Genomic DNA, 26720 nt, shown 5'->3' with positions numbered 1-26720 from the left:
ACAGCCTGTGCTTGTCGTTTAACCTCGTCCCCGTTGGGGGTGGGGATGGAGCAGCCTGGGGCACCCGCCACACTCCTGTCCGCTACTCACCCGTCTCGTGCTCCGAACGATCCTTGGCGAGAGGCTCGTTGTAGGTGATCACGACCGGCGCGTTCGCCTCCGCCGTACGCGGTCGGAAGCCGCCTCGATCTCCTCATAGGTCCATTCCTTGTACAGGCGCTCTCCGTGGGCATCGGTGATGTCGATGACCCTGCGGGTCCACTCCTCGGCAGGCTGTTCGGGGACGAGTCCCCGTTCGTACATGGCGTCCTGGAGGAGGGATTCGGTGACGCGTATGCCGGTGAGCCTCTCGGCCAGGGCGAGGACCGCCGCCTTCCCGTCGACGGCCGGGGCGTTCTCGTCGTGCTCTCCTTCGGGAGTCAGCGGGAAGCCGACTTCCCGCAACAGGGGAACCGGTTCATCGGGGCTGCTGCCATCGCGCGCCGAGGGGCCCTCGAACGTCGTACGGAGCTCGCCGTCCTCGAACCAGTGGAAGAGGTGGATGGGCTCGCCGCCGTTGCTCGAATGCGCCACGACCCGGCCGCCCTCCGACAGCATCTCCGCACACGGCATCCCAAGGCCACCGTCAAAGCCGAGGACAACTGTCCAGTCGCCACCCTCACCCGGGGCCTTGAAGGCGCCCGCGACGTAGGACTCGTCCCAGTAGTCGTAATCCACCTCGGCGTGGTGAGCGTCATCCGCCTCGATCAGCCCGGCCGTGCCCTCCCCGGTGCCGCGCGGTTCCGCCTCCACCGTCCCCCGCGCGATCGGAGAGATACGAGGGCTCCTGGCCGAACGCGGATGCGCGGTCCCCGCCCGTCCTGGCCTGCGGCTGCGGACCCTGGCGGATGTGTTCGCGTACGCCCAGGCCGAGGGCGTGGAGCTGCGGCTGGCTGCCACCGAGGTCCAGGCCTCCCGGCCCACAGCCGGCCGCGGCGGACGCCGGGCGTTCGTCTCGGGCGGGAAGAAGCAGAACACGATGAAGGCCACTGTCGTCGCCGACCATCAGGCTCGCACGCTCTGGACCGAGTAGCGGGCGACGCGGGCACGGAGACGGCCCTCGCCCCCGAGGCGCACAGGACGGTGGGAAATTCCGGTCCGTGTTCTCCAGGGCCCTGGTTGAACCATGGGCTCGGCGTGCGGGATGGTCGGATGGGGAGGCGGGGCGCATTGCCGGGTCGGTCTACCCGGACGCGGGGCGGGAGTTGTTGGAGCCGGCGGCCGATCTGTTCGCCTGGCTCTGTGCCTTCGACGACCTGTACGTGGAGGAGGCCGCGGCCGCGCCGAGGGACGCGGCCGTGGCGCCGTTCGTGGCCTCGTTCGTCCGGGTCGTCGAGACCTTCGAGCGGCCCGCCGCCGGGGCTGCGGCGTTTACCGCGGTGCTGGGCGATGTGATGGGGCGGCTGCGGGACCTGGTGACGCCGAAGCAGGCGGAGCGGGTCGGGTCCCGGCTCGTTTCGCTGTTCCTCGCGATGCTGTGGGAGGGCATGACGGCCGGGCGGAGCGTGGGCTTCGCGGAGTACGCGGCGATGCGCCCGCACACCGTCTTCGGGTACGTGGGCGCCACCCTGATCGAGCCCTGTGCGGGCCTGGACCCGCAGGCTGCGGTGCACGCCCGTGCGGACGTGCGTCGCTTGCTGCGGGCGACCGCGGTGGTGTGGGGGTGGACCAACGACGTGTATTCGTTCGCCTACGAGTACCAGGAGCGCGGCGCGCTGCGGACCCTGCCGTGGGTGCTCATGAAGGAGTACGGTCTGGAGCCGCGCGAGGCCTTCGCCCGCGCGTGCCGGGCGTGCGAGGAGGAGGCCCTGGTCGCCCACCGGCTGATAGGGAAGCCGGCTGCGTCCCCGGTGCCGGAGCTCGCGCCGTACGCGGCCGCGCTCGGCTGTGCGATCGGCGGGACGGAGCGCCTCTACGGGGTCAGCGGGCGGTGGCGCACAGAAGGAGAGCCCGGCTGACGTCCGCCCGGGGAGGGCGGGGCCGGGGGCTGTGGGACCGCGTCGTCCCTTGCGTCGGCGAGGTGGCGGGTCAGCTGGTGCAGCGTCGCGAGGACCTCCGCCCGGATGACCGCGCTTGGTGCAGAGAGGGTCTTGTCGTGCCACAGGGCCGACGCCCCGCCGGGCCCGGCCGCGTGTGCGGCCAGGTGGGCGCGGGCGCGCACGAGGACGGCGGCAGGGGGTCGGTCGGGGGAGCGGAGCAGGATCTGCGCGGCGTATGCCGTCTCCTCCGCGGTGCCCTGCCAGACGGCCCACGATCCGTCGGGGTTCCGGTTGCGCGCCGCCCAGCGGGCGGCCGAGCGGAAGGCGGTGATCACCGGGGGTGGTGTGGTGCGAGGCGAAGAGGTGTGCGGGGCGGCGGTGACGCGGGCGGTGGCGTACAGGGGTGGGGCGTGCCACTTGTCCGCCCAGTGGCCGTCCGGGGTCTGTCGGTCAAGGAGCCGGGTGGTCAGGTTGTCGGTCGTGTCCCGCAGGCCGGGCCGGTGCCGTCGGCGGTCCGGCTGCGGAGGGCGAGCAGGACGTGGGCGTTGGCGGAGACGGAGCCGGTGTCCTCGCCGACGTAGCAGGCGAAGTGGGTGGGCGTACGGAACCCGTCCAGGACCGTGGCGTCGTGAGGCAGCCCGAGCCGGGCCGCCAGATGGAGGGCGAGGGTGGAGGGCGAGGGTGGAGGGCGAGGGCGGTGTCGTCCGCGTCGGGTTCCAGGCCAGGGACCCCGGACACGCCCCGGGGGCCGAGGAGCGCGGCCACCCACCGGCGGGCGAGGCGCTCGTGCCGGTGAGCAGTCCGGCGCGGTCGAGTGCGGTCAGGACCCGCAGCCGTTCGAAGACGAGGGGCGTGGGCTCGGGGAGCGGGCCCCCGTAGCGGTCGGCGGCCTGCTCGAGGAGCGCGCGTTGCCGGAGGCGGCCGGGAGGGCGGTGCCGAACACCGTCGACAGCAAGATCGCCGCCGCCATGGACCGGGTCTCGGACACCGGGTCGACACGCCCGCCGGCCCTCCAGCCGCTGGTGGCCGCGTCGATGACCTCCGTCATGGTGTCCGCGTACCCGGGCAGCCGCGCCCGGTGGAAAGCGGGCTGGATCAACCGGCGCTGGCGGCGGTGATCGCGAGCCGGGCAGGTCGCCGGACCGCTCCCGCCCGCCTCCCGCAGCCTGTCGTACAGCGGCCCGCCCTTGTCGAACAGCCGGTCGTCGACCAGTGGATCCCGGGTCAAGCCCGGATCACAGACCACCCATACGCGTTGAGGGCCGAAGCAGACTTCGACGAGGTCCCCGTGGGCGGCGAGTCCTGCGAGGAACCCCAACGGCGAGCGCAGGAACGCACCGAGATGTCCGACCACCGGCAGCCTGCCAGGGACCCGCCCCACCGTTCCGGCGCTCATCGCGGATCCGTGCGCACGCAGCCGGAAACAGCGGACGGCCGCCGCGGCCCGGAACGCCAACTGGTCATCATTCCTTCCGTCTCACACTGCTCAGGCACCGCCGGACCAACCACGGCGAACGGCCGGAGTTCTGGACTGACCGCTTCGGCGCCGAAGGCGTCCTGGTCGAGTCCCTGACCAGCGGCCGCCTGCCCCGTACCGGGGTGGTCACAGTGCGAGGAACGCGATGGTGAGGACAGCGGTATACCAGTACTCGAAGAGGCGGTAGGCGCGGTGGCGGACGAGCAGTCGATCACGATGCTCGTGGACCGTGCCCGCTCGGACGGGCTGCGGTTGACCGGTGAGGGCGGTCCGCTGCGGCAGCTGACCAAGCGGATGCTCGAGTCCGCTCGAGCACGTCCACCCGGTGATCTTCGTGGACGCCCGCCTCCGCAAGGCCGTCCGGGCCGTGCGCTTCCCGCTGGCACCTGTACCTGCAGGATCTGCTCAGCGTCGTATCCACCGGTGAGGCGGCCCGGATCTCATGGGTTCTGCCAAGGGCCGGAGGGCTGTCCGCCCCGGTACGTTCACGCCGTCTGTGCCTAGGGAGGGGTCGGCGTGAGTGGTGTGGTGTCGGTGCTGGTGGCGGCGGTGTTGTGGGGCACGGTGGGGCCGGCGCAGATCTGGGCCGGAAGCGGGGCACATCCGGTGTCTCTGGGGGCGGCCCGGATGCTGTTGGGCGGGCTGTTGCTGACGGTGGTGATGGTGCGGTCGGCCGGGTTACGCACGTTGATGCGGCGGGGGGTGCGGCGGTGGATCGTGGTCAGCGTGCTGGTGACGGCCGCGTTCCAGGTGTGCTTCCTGCAGGCGGTCGAGCGTTCGGGGGCGGCACTGGCGACGGCGACGGCGTTCGGGACGGTGCCGGTGGTCAGTGGGGTGTGCGGGCTGGTGCTGTCCGGTGAGCGGTTGTCGCGGCGGTGGGCCGTGGGGACGCTGTGCGCGGTCGTCGGGATCGGGTTGCTGTTGCTGCCCGGCAGTGAGGGACGGACGGACATCCTTGGTGTGGTGTACGGGGTGGCGGCGGGTGCCGCCTTCGGCGTCTACATCGCGGCGACCAAGGAGTTGGGCGCACGAGGCGGTGATCTGGACGCGGCGGCGCCGGTGAGCGTGTTGTGCGCCGGTCTGGTGGTCTCGCCGTCCCTCCTGGTCGCTCCGGAGGGGCTGTTCACGGTGCGCGGGGCGGCGCTGGTGGGGTGGCTGGCGCTGGGGACGACGGCCCTGGGGTACCTGCTGTTCACGCGGGGCGTGGGCCGGCTCAGCGCCGCCACGGTGGGGACGCTGAGCCTGACCGAACCGCTGGTCGCCACCATGCTGGGGGTGGTGCTGCTCGGCGAACGGCCGGGGCCGCTCGCCGTCGTGGGCGGCGTACTGCTGCTGGGCGGGCTGGTGGCCGTCTCGGTGCCGGGGCGGCGGCGGGCGGTGGCCCTGGAGTCTCGGCCCGAGCCGGCGGGGCGGTGAGGCGCCGCGCGGCTCACCGGTCCTGGTAGCTGCTCATGTTCGCGCGTACGTGGTCGGAGAAGAACCGCGGGCCGATCGCGTCGGCGCGGGCCATGCCCTCCGGAGTGAGCAGCAGGACCGTGCCGGCGGCCCGGACCCAGTTGCGGGCCAGGAGGGTGTCGAGCTGGGTGGCGAAGTCGGTCTCGAAGCGGGTGCCGAAGTGGCGCTCGTAGCGGGTGATGTCGAGTCCGGACGATTCGAGCAGGTGCTGGAGGACGTACATCCGGCGCCGTTCGTCGTCGTTCATGGCGAAGGCCCACTGGGCGCGGCGGAAGCGTTCGTTCGGGGTCGCGATGTAGTCGTCGATGATGCGGCGCACCTCGGGGACGGCGACGGCGTAGTCGGTGGTGTAGTGCAGGTCGGTGGTGAAGGAGCGGGCACCGACCCCGAGGCCGACCATGCCGGCCTGTTGGTTGTACTCGTTGATGCTGTTGCCCTCGGTGTCCTCGGTGGCGGCGCTGCCGAGGCGGCGGAAGACCCGCATGGAGGTCTGCTCGTATCCGGCGGACAGGAGGTGGTCGCGGCCGAAGCGGTAGAGGCGCAGTCGCTGGTCGTCCCATTCGGCGGGGCTGGTGGCGTGCCGGGAGCTGAGGCCGGTCAGGGGGCGGACGTAGAGGGGGTAGAGGTAGATCTCCTCGGGTTCCCAGGCGAGGGCGGCGTCGAGGGAGATCTGGAAGGTGCGTTCGGTCTGGCCGTCGATGCCGTAGATGAGGTCGATGTTCAGGATGGGGAACCGGGCGTCGCGCAGGCGGGCGAGGGCGGATTCGACTTCTTGGCGTTTCTGCGGGCGGACGGCGGCGCGGACTTCGTCGTCGAGGAAGCTCTGTACGCCGATGCTCAGTCGGGTGGCGCCGCGTTCGGCGAGGACGGCGAGCCGGTCGGCGGTGGCGGTGGCGGGCGAGGTCTCGACCGACCAGGACGCCGCCTGCAGGTCGGCGCCCATGATGTTCTCGGAGATGTCGCAGAGCCGGGTGAGTTCGTCGGCCGTGAGGTAGGTGGGGGTGCCGCCGCCGAAGGCGGCGAGGGTGAAGCGTAACGGCTCGCCCTGGGCGTCGAGGGCTTCTCTGGTGACGCGGGCCTGGCGTTCGAGGGTGTCCAGGAAGGCAGCGGTGACTTCTTCGGGGGCGCCGGTGCGGGTGAAGAGGTTACAGAACCCGCATCGCATCTCGCAGAAGGGGACGTGGGCGTAGAGGGAAAGGGCGTCGAGCCGTTCTCCGGACCACAGGTCGCTCAGGAGGGGGCCGTCGTCCAGGAGGCGGTAGGCCTTCTGGTGCGGGTAGGCGTAGACGTACTGCTGGTAGGGGGTTTCCGCCTCGGCGGGTGCCGTGGTGGGAAGGGAGGGTGACGGAAGCATGACGGACTTGCCCATGGGCGATGTGCCTCGCTCTCTGAAGGGTCGTCACGGGGGGTGACAGCTCGGCACCTTAGAGCGGTCAGGGGGCTGGTATCTGTAGTGTGATCACCAAAAGATGGGTTTGACGTCCTAGATCTTCATCTGCACTTTTCACGAAGAATGTACTTCCTCCCGAATTGCCACCCCCGGCGCGGGCTACGGGCGGCCCGGACCGGCCGATACGGCTGACGGAGCGGGCGCGCATGAGGTTGTGTGTCCGCCATGAAGCGACTTCTCATCGCCGCCGGAGGCGGCGGCGACGCCATCACGGCGGCCATGGTGCACGCCGCGCTGCACGGCCCGCACACTCCCGCTCTGGTGCTCACCTACGCGTGGGAACGACTCGTCGTCGACCCCGTGCCCGGTCCGCGCGGCATCGCGGACTTCACCGCACTCGACCGTCCCGCGCCCCATCTCGCCCTCGTCACACCGCGGACCGCGCCCAGGGCTCCGGCCGGTTCGCTGCTCCCCCGGCTCGCCGGCGGTCTGCGGCCCGCGCTGGGTCTGCTCGACCCGTACGAGGGAGTGGTCGGCCTCACCCGGCAGATCGAGGCGGCGGCCCGCTGGTGCGGCACCGACCGGATCGATCTCGTGGACGTGGGCGGCGACATCGTCGCGCGCGGTGACGAACCGACGCTGCGCAGCCCGCTCGGCGACGCGCTGGCCCTGGCCGCCTGCGCCGCGACGGGCCTCTCGACCACCGTGTACGTCGCCGGTCCCGGCCTGGACAACGAGGTGCCGCGGGCCGTCCTGGCGCCCCGGCTCGGTGACCCGGCCTTCGCCCTCGCGCCCGAGGACACCGACGACGTGACGCCTGTCTTCGACTGGCACCCCTCCGAGGCCGGCGCGATGCTCGTCGCGGCGGCCCGTGGCGTCCGCGGCGTCTGCGGCACCCGCGACGCCCCCGCCCCCGTCGTCCTGGACGACTCCTCACACCTCGTACACCGGCTCGCCTGCGAGGACGCGCTCCGGCTCAGCCCGCTCGCACGGGCCCTCGCCCTGTGCCCCAGCCTGGAGGCTGCCGAAAAGGTGTCGCACGCCGTCTGCGGCTTCTCCGAGATAGCCCGGGAACGGCAGCGCGCCGCCCTCCTCCCGGCTCCGTCCGCCCCACGCCCTCCTGCGGAGCCCGAAGCCGTCCTGGACCGGTACCTCGCCTTCGAACGCGCCCGTCGCGCCGAGGGCCTCGCCTACGTCACGACCCGCAGGATCACCGAGGAGCTCGCCCTCACCCCGGTCGAGGCCGACGCCCTGCACCGCTCCCTGACCACGGGGTCGCCGGCCCGGCGTGTGGCACCGCTGTGGCAGCTGGCGACGGCCTGAGGGGCACCGGAACGGCATACGGGATCGGCAGGTGCACTTTCTCTCCCCCCGTACGCCGACGGGTGGCCCAGAAGACGGGGAGGAATGAGCGGCGGACTTCGCCGAAGCGGGCCAGGAGCAGGGTTCCGGCGCTCGCGATGACGAATCCGGTCAGGGCCGGCCAGCCGTATCCGGAGCGGGCGTGGTCGTCGAGGAAGAGGATGCCGACGAGGCCGGGCCGCTGATCTCCACGTCACCCGTGAGGGTGACCGCCGCCGCAAGCTCCCGCCTCACCAGCGTGCCCTCGGGGGCCTGGTCTGTCTTCGCCGCCACGACACGCTTGCGCAGATCGCGGCCGGCTTCGGGATATCCGTCGGCGCCGCCCACGCCTACGTCACGGCCGTCGTCCAGCACTTGTCGGGCCGGGCACCCGGCCTCCTGCGGGTCCTGCGCGAGTCCGATCCTGATCACGTCCTGCTCGACGGGACGCTCGCCGAGTGCGACCGCGTCGGCGACAGCCGAGCGGACTTCTCCCAGAAGCACCGCCGCCACGGTGTAAACGTGCAGGTCATGGCCGATCCCGCGGGCAAGCTGCTGTGGATCTCACCCGCCCTGCCCGGCCGCACCCACGATCTGACCGCGGCCCGCACTCACCGCATCATCCGGATCTGCGAACACCAGGGCCTCCCCGTGCTCGCCGACCGCGCCTACATCGGAGCCGGCCCCTGGGTGACCACGCCCATCAGACGGCTTCCTGGCCAGGACCTCACCACAACCCAGCAGACAATCAACCGAGCCCTGTCAGCGACACGAGCACCGGTCGAACGAAGCATCGCGCGACTCAAGTCCTGGCAGATCTTCCGCCGGGCCCGCTGCGGCCCCAACCGGATGACCGTCATCGCCGCAGCCATCCTTACCCTGGAACGTCAACGCTGATGAATCTCATTGCCGTTCCAGGGTGAGGGCGGATTGGCAATGGCCGTCATCCAGTTGGGAACCGTCTCACGACCAGACAAGTCGTCCTTCGGCAACGGAACAGACCGGATAGTTCCCCGCGCCGATCCTCGTCAGCATCTCCGCCACGGAGTCGAAGTAGTGAGCCAGTGACGCGTACTCGCCGGTGACCGTGGGCGCACCCACGAACCATCTGCCGATACGTCCGTCTCTCGCGTCGATGAACTGTCCCATCCAGCCGTCCCGGTCCGACTGGAACGGGATCCACTCCTCGCGCCATTTGCCCCCACCGGACAAGGGGCGATTCGCGTAGAGCTTCTCTATCGCCTGGATGCCCAGAAAGAAGCTCCCTCGTCAGGGAACCCGGCGTAACCGCAGCAGGCGATGTCGTCGTCGACGTCTCCCTCGGGAAGATCCAGATTGTTCAGAAGCAGCCACGTCCGCAGGTCCCCATGCAGGGAGATCCCCATCCGTTCCTCGGCTGCCGCGATCATCTGTTCCGTGGCCGGCCCTGGCAGATCCGCGTGATCGGCCGGCGCGTGCTCCCGAAGGAGACTCATCACACAGCGAAGTGACCGCCTGCGACTTTCCACAGACAACCCACCGTGCCCGGCGGGCCCAGCCGAGGAACTTCCAGGACTCAAGCGAGGGCCACGGCGTCACCCTGGAGTGGCGAAACTGAAAACGCTCAGTGACCTCGCGGAAGCCGACGTGCTGAGGCGGGCGCTGGACGCTCTGTGCCGCAAGCTGGACGGCAAGAAGGCTGCGGCCAAGACTGCACGACGCAAGCGGGCTGCTTTCAACGAAGTGTCAACACGGCAGCCGAAAAAGGCCACTTCGCTGAGAATCCTCTCAACGGCCTTCGGTGGAAAGCCCCGGCGGTCAACGAGGAGGTCGATCCGGCTGCCGTTCCCGATCCGGCACAGGTTACCCGGCTGCTCGCAGTGGTTGATCAGCAGCGCGGGCGCGGCCCTCATCTGGAGGCGTTCTTCGCTTGCATGTACTACGCGGCAATGCGGTCGGCAGAGGTCATTCACCTCCGGCTCGAGCAGTGCCATCTACCCGAGACCGGGTGGGGCATGCTCAACCTGTCCGGCGGCGTCGTCACCGCCGGCAAGGATTGGACGGATGCCGGCGCCGTGCATGAGGTCCACTCGCTCAAGCGCCGCGCGGCTACCGCTACCCGGCCCGTACCCATCCCGCCGCAGTTCGTGCGTGTACTCCGTGCACACATCGACCGCTTCGGCGTGGCACCGGACGGCCGGCTGTTCCGGAACCAGGCCGGCAACTACGTCGACCCATCGGCCTGTGGCACAACGTGGGCGCGGGCGCGGGAGTACGTGCTGACGCGAATGGAACCCACCTCCGGGCTGGCCAAGCGGCCCTACGATCTCCGACACGCAGGCATCTCGTTCTGGTTGTACTCCGGTGTGGACCCGGCCGAATGCACTCGCCGCGCGGGTCAGAGCATCGAGGTTCTCTTCCGCCACTACGCCAAGTTCCTGGACGGCGTGCGGGAGCAGGCCAACCGCCTTATCGAGCAGTCCATGGAGGAGTAGGACAGTGTCAGTCGAGGTGAGGCCGCGAGGCGAGCCGGAGTTTTGGCCCGTGACTGGTCCGGAAGAGCTGGTCAGGAGCGGGATACCAGGGGGATGAACTGGGAGTTTCGGTGTGAACGCGACCTCTCGTCAAACGGGACGAGTGAGAGGCGCCCGACGGGCGAAAGCCCAGGCCAGGCGCCTCTTTTTGTGCCCTTAGAAGAAGCCCAGCTTCTTCGGCGAGTACGACACCAGGAGATTCTTCGTCTGCTGGTAGTGGTCCAGCATCATGCGGTGGGTCTCGCGGCCGATGCCCGACTGCTTGTAGCCGCCGAAGGCAGCGTGTCCGGAGTTCGATGAAACTCCGTAAACGAGGAGAGAGGCTGACGACCTCGGGCTTGTCCAGCCGGACGGGTCGTGATCCGACGGTTTGCGCTGCGGCGCGGCCGAGGCGGTCGCTGCGGTGGTGGCGGGCGTTGTGGATGCCCTGGATCCGGGCGTCCTCGCTGCACGCGTTCGCGATCTGCCGGTCGCGTTCGGCCCTCACCCTGGGCACGCGAGCGGCCGAGCTGCTCCTGAAGGAGACCGGCGGCCAGGAGGACGACCACCGCCACGACCAGGTGATGCTCCGGCCGGAGCCGGTCGTCCGCCGTTCGAGCCCCACCCTGTGCTGAGCCGGACCTGCCAGGCCGGGCCCCGGCGTACGTCTCGCTGAGGAGTCGTCGACAGCCGCGTAGCACCTGAGGACGACCTCGTGTCCGTATGGAGGCGGACTTCTCGACCGAGAGGGAACCCCGGCCCGCGGTCGCCGTCTTGGTCCTCGTGTCGACTTGATCGTCGGGTCGACACGAGGAGGGGTGTGATGACAGGTCAGGTGCAGAGGACGAGGCGGGCGAAGGCATCGGCGCCGGAGTACCAGGGTGCTCTCGAATCGTTGTCGGTGAACGCCTCACTGCCCGAGGTGCTGGCCCGGGGCATGGAGGAGCTGCGGACGGCGGAGCGGGCCGGGGACCGGCGGGAGGAGGCGCGCTGCGGGCTGGCCGTGGCGGAGGCCTGCCGCAGGCTCGGGCGTATCGAGGAGGCCGACCAGGCGTGGAAGGCGAGTTACCGGGCGGCGCGTGCGGCCGGTCACGAGGGGGCCATGGCGTGGGCTCTGTGGAGCGGCGGCACGCTGGCCCGACAGCGCGGTGCGTTCAGGCTGGCGTACCGGTTGCTGAGGCTGGCCGCCGAGACGGGCGAGCGGGGCGGTGACGTCGTCGTGCGCGGTTACTCGCTGGCGGGACTCGCCGAGACCGGGCGCATCCAGGGCGATTACGCGGCGGTGAGGAGGCTGCACGAGCAGCTGCTTGCCGAGGCCCGCCGTCGAGGCGAGGCCCGGCACACGGTGTGGGCGCTGGAGGGCATCGCGCAGATGCACCGCAACACCGGCGAATACGACGAGGCCCTGGCCCTGTTCGAGGAGGCGGCCGAGACGGCGTACCGAGCCGAGGACCGGCGCGGGTGGGCATGGGCGCTGCGCGGCATCGCGGACGTGGTGTCCGTGCGCGACGCCGACGTGGAGCGCGCCCTGTCGCTGCTGTCCGAGGCGGAGGAGGCCTGCCGGGAGATGCGGCTGTCCAGCGCGCTCGCCTACAACCACAAGATGCGCGGCAACGTGCTGTACCGGGCGGGCCGCTACGAGCAGGCCCGCGAGATGTACGCGCTGGCCCTCGGGGAGTTCCGAGAGATGGACGAGCCGCGCGGGACGGCGCTGTCGCGACTGGGGCTGGTCAAGGCCTCCGCCCGCCTGGGCCGCGACGCCGCGCGCACCACTGCGGACCTGGCCGAATTGCGCTCCATGCTGGACCGCATCGGGCTGCGGCACGCCCGGGACATGGTGGACAAGGCAGCGGCCGAACTGGGCGTCGGGCCGCTGCCGGACCACGGCGGCCACGAGGGGGGCGCCGCGGGGCCCGTGCTGCCGGCGGTCGGGGCCGAGGCGCTTCAGGCCGCCGATGTGGAGGGCCTGCGATGAGCGCCGTCCCGACACGGCCCTCGCCGGTGTGCGCGCCGGGCGCCGCAGTCGTGGCCACGGTGCGTTCCTCTCGTGATCACGACATCGATCACGACATTGATCGCGAGAATGATCACGACGTCGATCACGATGCAGCGCCGGCCCGTGTCCTGGAGCGTTGTCGTGAACTCGTCCGGCCTGCGCTGGTGGAGGCGGTGGGCAGCCTCCACCCGTGGACCGGTGAGATGGCGGCGTACGCGCTGGGCTGGTCCGACAGGGCCGGTACTCCGGATTCCGGCGGGTCCGAGGGCAAGGGAGTGCGCCAGGCGCTCGCCGTGCTCGGGGCGGAGGCGGTCGGGGCTGATGGCGCGGAGGCCGTTCCCGGCGCCGTGGCCGTCGAACTCGTGCACACCTTCTCGCTCCTCCACGACGACATCATGGACGGCGACGCCCTGCGCCGGCAGCGGCCCGCGGTGTGGAAGGCGTACGGGACCGGCCCGGCCGTTCTCGCGGGCGACGCGCTTCTCGCCCAGGCCGTGACCACCCTGGCCGAGGCCCCGGGCCGGCACGCGGCGGCCGCGGTCCGCTGCTTCTGCCGGACCCTGAACGCGCTGGTGTCCGGCCAGGCGCAGGACCTGCGCTTTGAACACCGTCCGTGGTACGGCCCCGGCGCAGTCGGACCGGAGCAGTACCGGTCGATGGCCGAACACAAGACAGGCGCCCTGCTGGGCTGTGCCGTTGCGCTCGGCGCGGTCCTCGGCGGTGCCCCCGACCGGACCGTGACCACGCTCGAACGGGCGGGCCGCCATCTCGGCCTCGCCTTCCAGGCGGTGGACGACATCCTCGGCATCTGGGGCGACCCCGCCGTGACCGGCAAACCCGTCCACGCCGACCTGCGCAGGGGAAAGAAGACCTACCCGATGCTCGCCGCACTGGCCGGCGGAGGCAGCGCCGCACACGAACTGGCGGCGATGCTCGACCCTCCCCGGCCGTTCGACCACGAGGCCGCCGCACACGTCGCGGCACTCGTGGAGGAGTTGGGCGGGCGGACCGCGACCCGCGGCGAAGCGCGCCGGCACCTGGACGCCGCCCGCCGCGCGCTGCGCGACGCGTCCCTCACGCACACCGCCGCACAGCAACTGGACAGGCTGTTCGCGTATGTGCTCGACCGGACCAGGTGACCACCGCTCCGCCGCGGGTCCCCGTCGGTGACGGCTCGACGACGGGTACCCGCGGCGGAGCGCGGAAGGACAGCGGACCGAGCGCGGGCGCCACCGCATCGGGCGCGAGCCGCACACCGGTCTTCGTACGGAAGGGCCTGGCCCCGAACGCCCCGCTCGCCGAGGTGTTGTCCGTCACGCTGCTCGCGCTGGTGCCGGCCTGTGCGGCGACAGGACCTTCGGCCGGCCGGAGGCTGTCGTCGCGGTTCCGGCGGCGGCCCCCGCCTTCCGCAACGCGGAACCGGAGGCCGACACGACAGCCCCGCGAAGACACGTCACCCTCCATCTCGTGGTGGATCAGTGCCTGACCGCCCTGGGAGACGGTGGAGACTCCGAGGGCTGCCGCCGGCCCGGCGAGCACACCGGGCATCTCATCCCGCAGAGCAGTTCCCAGGGGGCCGGTGCGCTGGTCTGCCGCTGTCGGCAGACAGGACGCTCCGTGCGAGTGGTCTCACGAGGTCTTCCTCACCTTCCCGACTGGAGGGCGCCCCAGGTGCCGGAGCCGACGATGCCGTCGGCCGTCAGAGCGCGTGAGGACTGGTAGTCGCGCACGGCCTGGTCGGTGCCTCGACCGAAGGCGCCGTCGATGGCCACCGTCCGGCCGAGCGCGGCGGTCAGGGCGCGCTGGAGCCTGGTGACGGCTTCTCCCGTCGAGCCGCTCTGGACGGTGGGGGTGGTTCCGCGGGACAACAGGGCGGTCCAGGTCTTCGGCCCGATCACCCCGTCCGCGGTGAGCCCCGTGCCGCTCTGGAAGTTCTGGGTGGCGGTGGTCGTGGCGGCGCCGAACGTCCCGTCCGGGGTCCCCGGGTCGTATCCGGCGGCTTCGAGCAGGCACTGGGCCGCCTTGACCTGGTCGCCGGTCGAGCCGCTCCGGAGAGCGGGGTACGAGGTGAAGTCGAGGTTCGCTCCGGAGCAGGTGGGCGTGGACGGGGTGCCGGTGCCCACGTCCAGGTGGTCGCGGTCGATGTTGATCGAGTAGCCGCCGTAGGACTCGGTGACCTCACCTGCGTACTGGTGGATGCGCTGGTGGCCGGCCCAGTAGGTGGACGGGACGTAGGAACCGGTGTCGGTGTCGGCGGCGCCGTTCCACCAGGCGTAGAAGATGTGGTCGACCCGCGTGTAGGCGCTGTTGCCGTACTCGCTCGCGGCGTCCTTGATGCCGGAGGACGCGCTGGAGTAGAAGCCCGACAGGTAGCCGCCGCTGTGCAGCCGCTCGGTCCAGCCGGACAGGTACGACAGCACGGCCGCCTTGCAGGAGGCCGTGGAGGCGTATCCCTCGATGTCGCTGTAGACGGCGCTGCCCGCGGGGATGCCGAGGTTCGCCGCGGCGGTGAGGGCGGCTGCCGCCGCCGCGACGCCCTGGGACTTGGCCGTGGCGGGGTCGGTCGACATCTTCAGGGAGAAGCCCGTGCACGGGGCCTGGCGGCCGACGTCGATGGGGATCAGCCGCCAGCCGTTGCCGGTCTGACCGGTCACCCAGCTCGCGGTCAGGTTCGGCTGCGCACAGCCGCGGAAGGAGCCGCTGATGTAGACGCCGACCGCGCTGTACGGTGAGCCGGCCTGCCAGGCGTTCATGGCGGCCTGGGAGGGCGCGGCGCAGGTGTCGAAACCCTTGCCCAGGTAGCTGCCGGGTTGCGGCCCGGCAGCGGTCAGGGGAGTGGCGTCGGGCCGCTGGACCGCGCGGGGCAGCTCGGTGCGCCTGGCGCCCGGGGTGAGTTCGGCCGAGGCCAGAACGCCCCGCACCAGGCTCTCGGTCGCCGGGGTGTGGGCGGCGGTGACGAGTACACCGGCGTCCTCGACCGCGATCTGGATGGTGTCGTTGCTGGACACGGCGGTCGGAGCGGTGGCCTTGCCGCGTGGGGTCCGTGCGGTCGCCGCCGTCGCCTGTCCGGCGGAGTGGGCGGTGAGGGGCTCCACGACGATGCCTGCCGTACGGCCCACGAGGTGTGCGGGGCAGTCGTTCTGCTCGGCGGGCTCGCCCAGGTAGACGGCGGGTCGGTCGAATCGGAGGCAGGCCTGGGGCCTTTCGGCCAGATCGACGACTTGCCAGTCGGCGGGGACCTCGATGCGGTAGCCGTGGTAGGTGACGGACTGTCGGCCCGTCCCGGGTGGGGAGGCGGCCGTGGCGGATCCGGGCGCGGCGAACGCCCCGATACCGGCGAGCACCGCCAGCGTGGCCGTTCCGGCACGGACGCGCCATGGGATGCGGGAGGACATCAGGGCACTCCTACTCGATGCGGGGAGGGGAGAGGGGGGTGCGGCAGATCTGTTCGCGGCAGGGATGGGCGGTGCCCGTCCGGAGGGCCGGAGTCTTGCCGGCCTCGCGCCTCGCGGGCGGTGCGGGCTCTCCCCCGGGCCGGAGCCGGCCCGGGGGAGAGCCCGTTGCCCGTGTCGTACGTAGGGGTCAGATGCCGCAGTTGGGCGCGGACCAGGATCGGCTGGTGCGTCCGTCCACGTGGGTGTGGTCGCCGTGGTCGGGGTAGCCGGGGCCGAAGATTCCGCCGAAGCCGTGGTAGCGGGCCCGCTGGGCCAGCGTGCACAGCGACGGGCTGCCGGTCAGGTCGGCGGCGTCACCGTACAGGTGCCGACTGTTCGAGGCGCCGCCCACCGCGCTGTTGCAGGCGTACGAGCGGAATCCGCTGGTCACGGTCAGCGGCACGTCACCCAGGGCGTGTCGCATGGCCTCCAGCTTCCACATCGTGCGCAGGCCGTTGGCCTTGGCCGTCAAGGTGCTGACCGCGCCGCCGGACCAGTCCGAGTTGCACTTGTTCAGCTCGGCGTAGGTGAAGTGGATCGGGGTGCAGTCCGGGTCCTGCAGGGCGTAGATCTTGCTGAACGTCTGGGAACCCGCGACGCCGTCCGCGGGCAGACCGTACGCCTGCTGGAATCGGGTCACCGCGGCCTTCGTGGCCGGGCCGAAGGCACCGTCGATGGCGATGACCTCGCCGTACGCCGCGTGTCCGGCCACGCGGATCTGCAGCTGCGTCACATCGGAGCCCGACATGCCCTCGGACAGGGTGCGGCCCCAGGTGTAGCACTCGTCGGCCTGGGCGGACCCGGCCGTGGACAGCATCCCACCCAGGGTTGCCATCATGAGCATGACAATAGAGAGGGTGAGTCGGATCGTGCGTCGAAGCATCGCGCCTCCGTCCTGAGTTCTGATTCCCCGTCGAGGGGCTGCGGCGAGTGTGATGCGCGTGAGCGGTGTGTGTCCATACCGTCACCATCCGCCACAGGACCAGACCTTCGAAACAACCCTTCTGGAGGTCACGGCCGTGGTGACGCCGGTCGCCCACCGGCCCGGACGCGCGCCGTTCCGCGGAATCTGACGCACGCTCGGCCCGGTGTGTCGCACCGGGCCCGGTGCTGCATCAGCTTCAGTTCCGCGCGCACCGCCTCCGCGACGGCCGCCGTCGCGTGCGCCGCGAACAGGCTCGTGTAGTGGTTGGTGTCGTCGACCCGGCGGCTGGTGATCCTCTCCGGGGAGAGACCGCCCGCGGCCAGCCGCCCCTCGTCGTAGAGCCCCTGGGGCTCGTTCATCCCTCCTCGCTCCGCCCACAGCAGGGTGCCGCGCACCTCCGGCCGGTGGCCGACGAGCAGTGCCTGACGCAGACCCAAGTGATCGAGGAGGGCGAGGACGTCCTCGACGTGCGCGTGGTCATGCGGACCTCTCCCATCTGATCGGTCTCCTGATGCCCGGCGCGGCGACACCGCCCGCGGCCATGGAGACGGCCGGCACGAAGAGCGTCCCGAGAACGGGCACGGGTTCAAGACCTCGGCCCCGGGCCGGCAGCCACGGGCCGAGGCGGGTGCGGATCACGCCGCCGAAGACCGGGCTCGGCATGCCACGCGTCGAGATCCGCCCGGTCACCAAACTCCGCTCCACCGCGGGCACCGGGTTCACCCATGCGACGCTCGCGGCCCAGCCGACGGACGCGAGCCGCTGGTCGGGGGCCGTGGTGGTCCTCGGCCGCGAAACCGCAGTCCCCGGAAGGGCTCCCTCGGTTCCGTCGCCGTCGGTCCGATGGAAGCCGCGTTCCGCTCGTGGGCCGGACAGGCTCGGGCGGGCGACGGGCCGCTGGCCTCGGTTCACTTCTCCGGTCAGAGTACGGGCCATTGGTCCCTCGGCCGGAGGAGCAGTGGCCCCTGCTCCGTACGACCCCCTGAACACGACTCTGGAATCGGGTTCCCCGACTCAGGAGGAGCGGAACGTGCGCACCCTCACCGTAGGACGTCTCAACCGCCTCGACGACGCCGGCCTGCTCGACCTGCCCCGGGCCGTCCTCGGCTCCGCCCATGTGAGGGCGAAGGGGGGCGAACTTACAGGACCGAGCCCCGTGGACCGGGGCAAGGCGGGTTCCAAGATGCACATCCTGTCGGACGCGAACGGCCTGCCGCTCCTTGACGAAGGCAGTGCTCTGCACGAGTCGAACGTACTGGTCCATCGGACAGCACAGGCGCCTGGTGCGTCTCGCCGAACGCGCTCAGAAGAAGCCGAGCTTCTTCGGGGAGTGGCTGACCAGCAGGTTCTTCGTCTGCTGGTGGTACAGCAGTTGCACCCACGCTCACCTGTGGAAAGGGCGGTTGGGGCGCCCGATGGCGGGGGCTGGTCCGGGAATGGTCCGGATCTTCGTCCGGCAGGGAGTTCAGCACTACGCCGACGCAACCGGGAAGGCGCTGCCCTGGCTCTGATCGGAGACGGTCGACGGAAACCGGCGGCTGCGCCTCATGGGCTACGACATCCACCGCTTCGCGGCCACGAGCTCGCTCGTCGTGATGCTTCCCGTTCTGCGCTCCTTCCGGCGCTGCACTCGGCTGTCCGGTCGGCTCCGGAGCGGTCTCGACGACGCTCCTCCCGCTGACACGGAGCCGCCGGCCGGTGTCAGCGGTGTGAGGAAGAATCCGCAGCCGTACGGCAAGCGCCGCAGAACGGAGCCGAGATGGGGGCGAAGCGGTGACGGAGAATGACATCCTCTACCGGGGGCCACTGGGGGATATGGCGCAGACCGAAGCAGGCGCCGCAGGAGTCCATCCCGCAGACCTCTACATGGCGGCGGTCAGCTGGTGGTCTGCGGCCGTGACCCCTGTGGTCTCGATCGTTTCGTGGCCGGACGCCCCGGTGACGGTATGGACGTCTGTGGTGCGGCGAGATGGTTCCGGGGGCGACTCGCTGCATGGTCTCCTGCACCGGCTTCTCAGCGAGTCGGCTCCATTGGCAGTCCACCACGATGTGACGAACCGCAGGCTGCTGGATGCGGCCTGCCACGCAACCCGCCGTGCCGAGAGGGCCGGCGTCGGAGCGCCCAGCTTCCTTCTGACGGGTTCACCGTTCACTACGGGTCGTGCGGGCTCCGGCATCAGCATGTCGCTGGAAGGTCCCATACGGCAGGCGTGGGACGGTCGGCACAGTCTGCAGACGCGTGGCGTCGGCCGCTACCGCACGGCGAGCAGACCCGAACCGCCACTGTTCGGATCGCTGTGGGAGGTGTCAGCACGGGAGTGGCGCGGCTTCCTGGCCACCGACGCGGCCACCTGCTCCCGCCTCCTGCACTTCTCCCGCCGGTCAGTGCCTGCCCGGTGCGCGGACCCGGAGCCGGGCAGCTGGCGTCACGAGCTGGCAACGGCATACGGCTGGGCCTTCAACACCCGGCCCGAACTGACCTACACCCGCCGTGCACTCCGGCAGTGGCAGACGATCCGCACGGCCGTACACCACTGGCAAGACCTTCCCGAGCAGCACGCCGACTTCTTCGTCCGGATCGGCGATCACGTCTCCCGCATCGCGGGAACACTCGCGGCCACCGAACGCACGGCCCTCCACAGTGCCCACGTGGAGTCCGCCTGGTCGCTGACCCGTCGTGCCGTCTTGGACACCGCGGACCTCGCCGCGATGGACCGCAGCGCGGTGGACCGGTTCGTCAGGGGCCTGGACGGGATGCTGTCCGACGTCGAACCGGAGGAAGGGCAAGCCGTGCCGATCCGCCCGGTCGAACTTGCACACAGCTCCTCGCGGCCACGGGGGAGCGGCCGGCACAGAGGGGAGACGGCGACCGGCAGCAGCACGGTGCGCAAACTCAAGGAGTGGTACCAGGACCAGTGCCAGATGTGCGGAGCTGTGTTGGCATTGCCCTCACCTCGGCATCGCTACAGCGAAGCCGCCCACATCCGGGCGAGGGAGGACGACGGCCCCGACGTGGTCGAGAACCTGCTGTGCCTCTGTCCCAACTGCCACGTCCTCTTCGACGCAGGGGCACGGATCCTCACCGACGACCTCACGGTCGTCGACACCGTGACGGGCCGGCTCGGGAATCGGATCAGGCTCCACCGGTGGCATTTCATCGACCTCGAGTTCGTGCGGCACCATCGTCGTCGCTGGATCGGCGAAGAGTCCCACGACGCTTTTCTGGCGCCCGCCCAAGACGTCGTACGGAGATGAGGGCAGCATCTCGTTACGGGCGATGTCGGTGCGCCAGCTGGTGCGCTTGCGCCGATCCCGGGGACGCGGGAGATCGTCAACCGGCGGACCTGGCCCGGAAGGCGGCGCGATCGGGGGAGCCGGCCGAGCGGTCCCAGACGGCGAAGGCGACGCGGACGAACGGGGCGAAGTCGAGGACGGCGAGGTGTTCGACGCCTTCGTCGATGAGGCGGCGGGCGGGCCCCAGCGGTGGCCGAGGAGCGCCCCGTCATGGGGTGGAAGATCCGGTCGTCCTGGCCTGCCAGCTTCCGCCGTCCACCTGGTACACCGTCAGTCGGCGGTTGACGATGTCGCCGCCGTCGAAGGCGACGGGGCCGGTGACGCCGTCGAAGGCCAGGTGCTCGACGGCCTGCGGCAGTTTCGCGCGGGTGTCGCCGGCAAGGGTGCCGCCGTTCGACTTCGCGACGGCCCTCACCGCCTCGATGAGGGCCCAGGTCGCGTCGTAGGCGTAGGGGCCGTACCAGCCGGGCGGCTGCGCGTAGCCCGCCTTCTCGTACCGGGCGAGGAAGTCGCGTCCTGCCGCCGACTCCGTGGCCGGTACGCCGATCTGGGTCGCGAGGTCGCCGTCGGCCCGGGGGTTCCCGGTGAGGTACGCCTGGTCGAAGATGCCGTCGCCGCCCATGAGGGGGATGGTCACGCCCGCCTGCTTGAGCTGCTGGGACAGCGGTGCAGCGGTGTCGTAGTAGCCACCGAAGTAGACGGCTTCGGCTCCCGAGGACCGTACCCTGAGGGCGAGGCCCGCGAAGTCGCGTTCCGCGGGATCGACCTGCTCGGTGCCGACGACGGTCCCCCCGAGCTTCTTCCATTCGGCGGTGAGACCGGAGGTGACGGCGGTTCCGTGGGGGCTCGCGTCGTCGACCACGTAGAGCTTGGTCTTCCCGGCGCCGTGCAGGTACCGGGCGGCGAACGGCCCCTGGTCGACATCCGTGCCGACCGTCCGGAAGTAGGTGGAGTACGGCCGGACGCGGGTGCCCGTGGCCCAGTCGGGGCCCAGGGTCAGGGCGGGGTCGGTGTTGCCCGGCGACACGTTGACCACGCCCGCGCGGGAGAGCACGGGCACCAGGGTGCGGGCGACGGCGGAGTTGAGCGGGCCGACGACGCCGACCAGCTTGCCGTCGGACACGAACCGGGTGGCGTTGGCCGCGCCCTTGGAGGGGTCGGCCCCGTCGTCCACGGCCGTGAGCTCGAAGGTCACACCGGGAACGTGTCCGGTCTCGTTGGCGGTCCGGACCGCGAGTTCGGCGGAGTTCCGGACACCGGTGCCCATCGAGGAGAGTCCGCCGCTGAGGGGCGCGTCCACCCCGATCCGCACCGTGACGGAGGAAGCCGTCGACCCGCTGCCGCCCGCCCCGCCGCCCGGCGGGTCGTCGTCGCGGGTGAGGGACCAGGTCAGGAGGGAGCCCGTGGCGAGCACGGCGAGCGCCGTCCCCAGGACCGCGGAGCGTCGGGTGAGGCCCCGCGGCCCCGTGGACGCCCGGTCGCCCTGCTCCGACGGAGTCGTCGCACCGAGTGCGGGCGGCGGCTCGTCCGGGGCCGCGACGACCGGCGGGGCGGTCGGCCGGTCGGGCACGCGGTGACGCGCGGGGCCCGCGCCGCCCCCGGAGGAGTCGGGGACGGTGGGGGTCGGCACGGACGGTGTCGACGAAGGGGCCCGCTTGGGCATGGTCGGGGCGGAGGAGGGTTCCACCGGCGCATCCGGCGTCGAAGCCGCCTTCGGACCGAGGGTGGGTTCCGGTCCCGGACCATCGCCCGGTTCGGCTTCCCGCGCGGGGCCGGGCACGCGGTCCGGGCCGGCGGGGGAGGGGGTGGAGCCCAGTACGGCCCCGAGCATCTCGGCCGCCTCCACGGCGCCCACGCGCTCAGCCGGGTCCTTGGTGAGCAGCGCGTCCAGCAGCGGGGCGAGCGGGCCCGCGTGGACCGGCGGCCGGTGCGGACGGGTGAACACGGCCACGGCGAGGGCGTGGAGGCCCTCCGCCTCGAACGGGGGGTGCCCCTCGACGGCGTGGTACAAGGTGGCGCCGAGCGCCCATAGGTCGTTGGCCGGAGTCGGGCGCTTGCCGTCGAGTTGTTCCGGCGGCATGTACTGCGGGGTGCCGATGACGATCCCGCTGTGGCTCAGCCTGGTCGTGGCGTCGGCGAGGTGGGCGATGCCGAAGTCGGTCAGGACGACTCGGTCCTTGGCCAGGAGCACGTTGTCCGGCTTGATGTCGCGGTGGACGATCCGCGCCGCGTGCGCCTCGGTCAGCGCGTCGAGCACGGCGGCGCCGATCTCCGCCACCCGCCGTACGGGCAGCCGGCCGTGGCTGCGGATCTCGGCGGCCAGGGACCGGCCGCGGACCAGCTCCATGACGATGACGGGGGCGCCGCGATGCTCCACGACGTCATGGACGGTGATGACTCCCGGGTGGCTGAGAGTGACCGCTGCGCGTGCCTCGCCGGTGAACCGCCTGAGCAGCGCCTCGCGGTCGGCCTCGTCCATGCCCGGAGGGAAGAGGATTTCCTTGATGGCGACTTCGCGTCCGAAGAGTTGCCGGTCAAGGCCGCGCCAGACCCTGCCCATGCCGCCTTGGCCGATACGTTCGACCAGTTGGTAGCGGCCGGCGATGAGTGCGTGGTTCTCCTCGGTCACGCGCACACTCTAGATCCTGATGAGCCGACCAGGTGACGGAAAGACGGCTTGATCACGCCCCCGGTGACGAGGAGGCGAAGGGCCGGCAGGAGGCGACCACGGTCGTGGCCGCCTCGTCGTCGAGACCCGGCTCCACGTGCCGCGCATCGGACGACGAGTGGCCGCCGGGCTTCGGCGTCGGATCACCGTCCACGCGGCGGAAAGGATCCCGGGAGGACGACTTACGGCGAGGTGGACCGCTCCGGGGAGCGGAGCACGAGCAAGGTGATCTCGCTGGGGGCGAAGACCCGGAAGGGCGGGCCCCAGAAGCCGGTGCCGCGGCTGGTGTAGAGGAGGGTGCGAGCGCCGTGGTGGCTGAGGCCGGCGACGGTGGGTTGGTCGAGGCGGACCAAGTGGTGGAAGGGCCAGATCTGGCCCCCGTGGGTGTGGCCGGAGAGCTGGAGGTCGATTCCGTGGGCCGCCGCCCGGTCGACGAACTTGGGCTGGTGAGCGAGCAGGAGGACGGGCAGGTCGGGATCGGCGCCCTGGAGGGCTCCGGCGAGGTGGGCTCGGTGACCCGCCAGTCCGGAGGACTCGGCGGTGACGTCGTCGACACCTGCGACCACGAGGGTGTCACCGCCGCGTTCGAGCAGCAGATGCCGGTTGCGCAGCGGCTCCCAGCCAAGCTCGTCCATCAGGTCGACCCAGCCCTGAGCCTCGCTGTAGTACTCGTGGTTGCCGGTGACGTAGACCAGGGCCCGCGTCGCCCGCACGGTGCCCAGGGGAGCGGCCTGGGCGCGACGGCGTTCGGCCGTGCCGTCCGCGATGTCACCGGTGTGGCACACCAGATCGGCTTCCAGGCTGTTGACCGTCTCGCAGACCCGTTCCGACCAGCGGGCGCGGTCGAGCGGACCGTAGTGGGTGTCGGTGATCAGAACGACTCGGGTGCCGTCCAGCCCGGCTCCCAGGCGCGGGAGCGGCACGTCGAGGCGGCGCACGCGTGGCACGCGTCGGGCCTCGGCGTACCCCCATGCGAGCAGTACGGCGGTTGTGCAGAGGACGGTCCAGGTGACGATGCGCGCCCGGCCCTGTCCGTCACCCACACCGGCCACGGTCAGGACAAGCCGCAGTGGGACACCGAGCAGAAGGGACCAGGTGAACAGGACCCAGATGCCGCCCAGCAGCGTGTCACCGACGATCGCCGCCCGGTCCTGCTGGCGGCGACCGTGGCCGCGTGCCATCGCGAGCGGCATTCCGGTCAGGCCGAGGGCGAAGAGCGCCGTGCCGGTCAGTGTGACGGGGAGCGGCCAGCGCTGACCGGTGTGCAGGAGGACCCAGCACGGCACGGCCCACAGCAGGAGGGGGGCGATCAGGGGGATGTAGCGCATCAGACGCCGCAGCCGGCCCGGTGATCTCCCCTGTGCCTCCTGGCCGGTTGATCGGGTGTCGCTGGTCTCTGTCACGCTTCCCCTCCTGAGGTCCTGTCCGGCGGACCGTGTGACGGCAGCGGCACGTTCGTCGCGCTGTCCGTCCGCCGGTGGCCTCGACACGAGCCGCCGCCCACGCCCTGATTCTGCTCCGACCTTGTTTGCCGGAGTCTCTCGGAGAGCCCATTGTCCGCCGTGGGGGAACGGGCTGCCCTCCAGACTTCGACGGGGCCGCTCGGGACGGCCGCCGAGCCGGCGGCCGTGTCGCTTCGACCGCGAGGACCGCCGGTGACGCCGCCCCGGGTTCGGGGTTCGGGACCTGGGTGTCGTCGCCTCCTGCATGACGAAACGGTGTCCGCGGCCGGATACGGGGTGGTCGAGGTGCTTTCCAGGTGGCGGGGCGGTCTGGCTCACGTGTTGTCGCCGCCGGCGGCGAAGATGATGTGGGCGGCCTCGGTGAGCCGGGCGCAGCGCCGGGTCATGGCCTCGGGCGACTGGTCGGGATGGCCGATCCACCAGCGGACCAGGGCGGTGCACAGGCCGCGCCAGGCGTGTTTGAGGGCGTCGGCGTCCAGGGGGTCGGCGGTTCCGGCCGTGCGCAGGAGTTCGGCGGTGCCGGTCGCGGCGAGGCCGTCGATGGCGTCGCGGTAGTGCACGGCGCGCTGGGCGGCGTCGCTGCCGGGCGGCAGCGTGGGGTCGTAGAGGACGAACCAGGCCTCGCGCTGCCCGTCGAGTGCGGTGAAGAGGGCGTTCAGGACGCGCAGGGGAGTGGGCGGCGCGTCGGTGCCGTGTCCGGCCATGGCGGTGCGGAGGGCGTTCAGCAGCCGGTCGCCGATCGGGTCGAGGCAGGCGAGGTAGAGGCCCTGCTTGCTGCCGAAGTACTGGTGCAGCAGCGGCTTGGTGACGCCGACCCTCACGGCGATGGCGGCCACGGTGGTCGCCTCGTAGCCGTGGCGGCCGAACTCCTCGGTGGCCGCGGCCAGGATCTGTTGTTCGCGGTCGGCTCTCGGCACGCCCTTGGTGCCGGCCTTGGAGGAGGGCGTTGTCATGGAAACGAATCTTACCCTAAGGTAATTTACCACTGGGTAAGTTCAATCGGACCCCAACTGGGAGCACTCTCATGTCTGCGATCCCATCTGTGCCCCGCTCCGCCCGGACCCGTTCCTGGTGGGGCTGGGGCTATACCGACGCCCACCCCGACGACGCCGAATGCGCTGCGATGGGGGCCCTGCTTCCGGGCACCCTGGCCCGCCCGCTGCCGATACCCCGCATTGCCGACCTGCCCATCGCCCGGCCCGCCGTGACGCCCCCACCTTCCCTGGCGCATCTGGTCACCGGCGACCCGCGGGCGCGCGCCGCCCACGCCATGGGCAAGGCCTACCGCGACGTCATCCGGGCCCTTCGCGCCCGTCCCGGCCGGATCCCCGACCTCGTCGCCCACCCCACCGGCGACCGGGAGGTGGCCGACCTGCTGGACTGGGCCGGCGAGCACGACGTGGCCGTCATTCCCTTCGGTGGCGGCTCCTCGGTGGTCGGCGGCGTGGAGTACCGCGGCGATGCCCACCGCGCCGTGCTGTCTCTCGACCTGACCTCGATGGGCCGCGTTCTGGAGGTCGACACCGCCGGCCGCTCGGCCCGCATCCAGGCAGGAGCTCTCGGCCCCGTGCTGGAAGCGCAGTTGCGGCCCCACGGCCTGACCCTGCGCCACTTCCCGCAGAGCTTCGAGTTCTCCACCCTCGGCGGTTGGCTGGCCACTCGGGCCGGTGGCCACTACGCCACCGTCCGCACCCACATCGACGACTTCGTGCAGTCCCTGCGGGTGATCACACCCGCCGGAGCCGGTACGTCCTGGCGCCTGCCCGCCTCCGGCGCCGGTCCGTCGCCCGACCGGCTCTTCCTCGGGTCCGAGGGCGCGCTCGGCGTCATCACCGAGGCATGGATGCGCTTGCAGGAACGCCCCTGCCACAAAGCCTCCGCGTCCGTGGCCTTCACCGACTTCCACCGCGCGCTGGACGCCGTGCGCGCCATCGCCCAGTCCGACCTCGCCCCGGCCAACTGCCGCCTGCTCGACGCCGGCGAAGCCCTCCTCTCCGGCGCCTCCCACGACGGCTCCTCCGTCCTGGTCCTGGGCTTCGAATCCGCCACCGGACCCGTCGGGGACCGCCTCGCGAGCGCGGTGGACCTGGCCCGCGCCCACAGCGGCCGAGCCGAGACGCCCACGGCGGACCGTGACGCCTCGGCCGTGAGCGCCTGGCGTTCGGCGTTCCTGCGCATGCCCTACCTGCGTGACGGTCTGGCCCGCATGGGCGCCGTCGTCGAGACCTTCGAGACCGCCGCCACCTGGGACAGGATCCCCGCCTTGATCGACGCCGTCCGCACCGAGGTCGGCGCCGCCGCTCTGAAGATCACAGGACGCCCGGCCACCGTCAACTGCCGCCTGACCCACGTCTACCCCGACGGGGCCGCCCCCTACTTCACCGTGGCCGTCGCCGGCCGACCCGGCGACGAGGTCGAGGTCTGGGACGACATCAAGGCCGTCGCCGGCGAGATCCTGCACCGCAACCGCGCCACGATCACGCACCACCACGCCGTCGGCCGCGACCACCGCGCCGGCTACGACCTCCAGCGCCCGGAGCCCTTCGCGCTGGCGCTGCGCGCAGCCAAGGACGCCCTGGACCCTCACCGCATCCTGAACCCCGGCGTCCTGCTCGACTGACCGCACCGGTGGTGGGACGGCGGTGGGGCCGTGCTGCCACGTGTGCTTCGCCTTCGTGGTGCGGGGCCTCCGCGAGGGCGGGTGGCCGGCACTCGACGCCGCAGTTCGCCGTCGTGCATCCGCCCCGGACGTTGGAGTGGCGCGGGG

The 26720-nt window shown here is 71.5% G+C and carries 19 protein-coding genes and 6 pseudogenes; 13 read left to right on the top strand and 12 right to left on the bottom strand.

Going from position 1 to position 26720, the window contains the following annotated elements:
• Positions 1-138: 138 nt before the first annotated feature.
• Entirely contained in the window at positions 139-792 is a 654-nt protein-coding gene (locus ABZ318_RS11500; RefSeq protein ID WP_356902254.1) for a DUF6461 domain-containing protein, read from the bottom strand.
• On the opposite strand from ABZ318_RS11500, the pseudogene ABZ318_RS11495 reads away from it, so the two are divergent.
• A pseudogene (locus ABZ318_RS11495) lies at positions 788-1069 on the top strand (IS5/IS1182 family transposase); the annotation flags it as partial. The gene ABZ318_RS11500 and the pseudogene ABZ318_RS11495 sit on opposite strands and share 5 nt — an antisense overlap.
• Before the next feature lie 175 nt (positions 1070-1244).
• Positions 1245-1997 (top strand): terpene synthase family protein, encoded by a 753-nt coding sequence (locus ABZ318_RS11490; protein WP_356902253.1) that lies wholly within the window; start codon positions 1245-1247, stop codon positions 1995-1997.
• On the opposite strand, the gene ABZ318_RS11485 is transcribed toward ABZ318_RS11490, so the two are convergent.
• Both ABZ318_RS11485 and ABZ318_RS11480 read right to left on the bottom strand, forming a co-directional pair.
• Complete coding sequence (locus ABZ318_RS11485; RefSeq protein WP_356902252.1) at positions 1952-2353, bottom strand: hypothetical protein; 402 nt, start codon at positions 2351-2353, stop codon at positions 1952-1954. The two genes, ABZ318_RS11490 and ABZ318_RS11485, sit on opposite strands and share 46 nt — an antisense overlap.
• Positions 2354-2838: 485 nt before the next feature.
• Positions 2839-3246, bottom strand: a complete 408-nt coding sequence (locus tag ABZ318_RS11480) for a hypothetical protein (RefSeq protein ID WP_356902251.1) — start codon at positions 3244-3246, stop codon at positions 2839-2841.
• 411 nt (positions 3247-3657) lie between these two features.
• Here ABZ318_RS11480 and ABZ318_RS11475 point away from each other — a divergent pair.
• Together ABZ318_RS11475 and ABZ318_RS11470 are read left to right on the top strand one after the other, a co-directional pair.
• A pseudogene (locus tag ABZ318_RS11475) lies at positions 3658-3804 on the top strand (IS256 family transposase); the annotation flags it as partial.
• Between the two features lie 207 nt (positions 3805-4011).
• On the top strand, positions 4012-4911 hold the full coding sequence (locus ABZ318_RS11470) for an EamA family transporter (protein ID WP_356902250.1): 900 nt from the start codon (positions 4012-4014) through the stop codon (positions 4909-4911).
• Between the two features lie 13 nt (positions 4912-4924).
• Here the strand turns inward: ABZ318_RS11470 and ABZ318_RS11465 are convergent, their stop codons facing one another.
• Positions 4925-6319, bottom strand: coding sequence for an STM4012 family radical SAM protein (locus tag ABZ318_RS11465; protein WP_356902249.1), 1395 nt, complete (start codon positions 6317-6319; stop codon positions 4925-4927).
• A gap of 246 nt (positions 6320-6565) precedes the next feature.
• On the opposite strand from ABZ318_RS11465, the gene ABZ318_RS11460 reads away from it, so the two are divergent.
• Together ABZ318_RS11460 and ABZ318_RS11455 are read left to right on the top strand one after the other, a co-directional pair.
• Positions 6566-7663: a DUF1152 domain-containing protein gene (locus tag ABZ318_RS11460; RefSeq protein ID WP_356902248.1), complete on the top strand. Its 1098-nt coding sequence runs from the start codon at positions 6566-6568 to the stop codon at positions 7661-7663.
• 231 nt (positions 7664-7894) lie between these two features.
• Positions 7895-8578 (top strand): annotated as a pseudogene (locus tag ABZ318_RS11455) (transposase family protein); the annotation flags it as partial.
• Positions 8579-8644: 66 nt separating this feature from the next.
• On the opposite strand, the gene ABZ318_RS11450 reads toward ABZ318_RS11455, so the two are convergent.
• Positions 8645-8830, bottom strand: coding sequence for a hypothetical protein (locus ABZ318_RS11450; protein WP_356902247.1), 186 nt, complete (start codon positions 8828-8830; stop codon positions 8645-8647).
• Positions 8831-9333: 503 nt separating this feature from the next.
• Here ABZ318_RS11450 and ABZ318_RS11445 point away from each other — a divergent pair.
• On the top strand, positions 9334-10155 hold the full coding sequence (locus ABZ318_RS11445) for a hypothetical protein (RefSeq protein ID WP_356902246.1): 822 nt from the start codon (positions 9334-9336) through the stop codon (positions 10153-10155).
• Between the two features lie 195 nt (positions 10156-10350).
• Here ABZ318_RS11445 and ABZ318_RS11440 read toward each other — a convergent pair.
• Positions 10351-10473: pseudogene (locus ABZ318_RS11440) on the bottom strand (aldehyde dehydrogenase family protein); the annotation flags it as partial.
• Between the two features lie 143 nt (positions 10474-10616).
• Between ABZ318_RS11440 and ABZ318_RS11435 the strand changes: the two are divergent.
• From ABZ318_RS11435 to ABZ318_RS11425, 3 genes are all read left to right on the top strand, one after another.
• The gene (locus ABZ318_RS11435; RefSeq protein ID WP_356902257.1) at positions 10617-10808 is read left to right on the top strand and encodes a hypothetical protein; all 192 of its coding nucleotides are present in this window, start codon (positions 10617-10619) and stop codon (positions 10806-10808) included.
• 188 nt (positions 10809-10996) lie between these two features.
• The gene (locus ABZ318_RS11430; RefSeq protein ID WP_356902245.1) at positions 10997-12148 is read left to right on the top strand and encodes a tetratricopeptide repeat protein; all 1152 of its coding nucleotides are present in this window, start codon (positions 10997-10999) and stop codon (positions 12146-12148) included.
• A 95-nt stretch (positions 12149-12243) separates the two neighbouring features.
• Positions 12244-13308, top strand: a complete 1065-nt coding sequence (locus ABZ318_RS11425; protein WP_356902255.1) for a polyprenyl synthetase family protein — start codon at positions 12244-12246, stop codon at positions 13306-13308.
• A 504-nt stretch (positions 13309-13812) separates the two neighbouring features.
• Here ABZ318_RS11425 and ABZ318_RS11420 read toward each other — a convergent pair.
• From ABZ318_RS11420 to ABZ318_RS11410, 3 genes are all read right to left on the bottom strand, one after another.
• Positions 13813-15564 carry a glycoside hydrolase domain-containing protein gene (locus ABZ318_RS11420; RefSeq protein ID WP_356902244.1) on the bottom strand — a complete coding sequence of 584 codons (1752 nt, stop codon included), beginning with the start codon at positions 15562-15564 and terminating at the stop codon, positions 13813-13815.
• A 187-nt stretch (positions 15565-15751) separates the two neighbouring features.
• On the bottom strand, positions 15752-16486 hold the full coding sequence (locus ABZ318_RS11415) for a D-Ala-D-Ala carboxypeptidase family metallohydrolase (RefSeq protein WP_356902243.1): 735 nt from the start codon (positions 16484-16486) through the stop codon (positions 15752-15754).
• Between the two features lie 128 nt (positions 16487-16614).
• Positions 16615-16887, bottom strand: coding sequence for a hypothetical protein (locus ABZ318_RS11410; RefSeq protein WP_356902256.1), 273 nt, complete (start codon positions 16885-16887; stop codon positions 16615-16617).
• Between the two features lie 695 nt (positions 16888-17582).
• Between ABZ318_RS11410 and ABZ318_RS11405 the strand changes: the two are divergent.
• Both ABZ318_RS11405 and ABZ318_RS11400 read left to right on the top strand, forming a co-directional pair.
• A pseudogene (locus tag ABZ318_RS11405) lies at positions 17583-17747 on the top strand (IS5/IS1182 family transposase); the annotation flags it as partial.
• A gap of 1703 nt (positions 17748-19450) precedes the next feature.
• A pseudogene (locus tag ABZ318_RS11400) lies at positions 19451-19597 on the top strand (HNH endonuclease); the annotation flags it as partial.
• 433 nt (positions 19598-20030) lie between these two features.
• Here ABZ318_RS11400 and ABZ318_RS11395 read toward each other — a convergent pair.
• The 3 genes from ABZ318_RS11395 to ABZ318_RS11385 all read right to left on the bottom strand — a co-directional run bounded on the left by ABZ318_RS11395 (position 20031) and on the right by ABZ318_RS11385 (position 24906).
• On the bottom strand, positions 20031-22451 hold the full coding sequence (locus tag ABZ318_RS11395) for an ABC transporter substrate-binding protein (protein WP_356902242.1): 2421 nt from the start codon (positions 22449-22451) through the stop codon (positions 20031-20033).
• Between the two features lie 221 nt (positions 22452-22672).
• A complete protein-coding gene (locus ABZ318_RS11390; RefSeq protein ID WP_356902241.1) occupies positions 22673-23893 on the bottom strand; it encodes a metallophosphoesterase in 1221 nt (406 codons plus the stop codon).
• A 374-nt stretch (positions 23894-24267) separates the two neighbouring features.
• Positions 24268-24906 (bottom strand): TetR/AcrR family transcriptional regulator, encoded by a 639-nt coding sequence (locus ABZ318_RS11385; protein ID WP_356902240.1) that lies wholly within the window; start codon positions 24904-24906, stop codon positions 24268-24270.
• Between the two features lie 71 nt (positions 24907-24977).
• On the opposite strand from ABZ318_RS11385, the gene ABZ318_RS11380 reads away from it, so the two are divergent.
• A complete protein-coding gene (locus tag ABZ318_RS11380) occupies positions 24978-26573 on the top strand; it encodes an FAD-binding oxidoreductase (protein ID WP_356902239.1) in 1596 nt (531 codons plus the stop codon).
• Positions 26574-26720: the final 147 nt, after the last annotated feature.

The organism is Streptomyces sp. NPDC006197 (assembly GCF_040613865.1).
Classification (GTDB): domain Bacteria; phylum Actinomycetota; class Actinomycetes; order Streptomycetales; family Streptomycetaceae; genus Streptomyces.
Note: the sequence above shows the minus strand (reverse complement) of the source record. Positions and strands in the feature narration are given on the sequence as shown.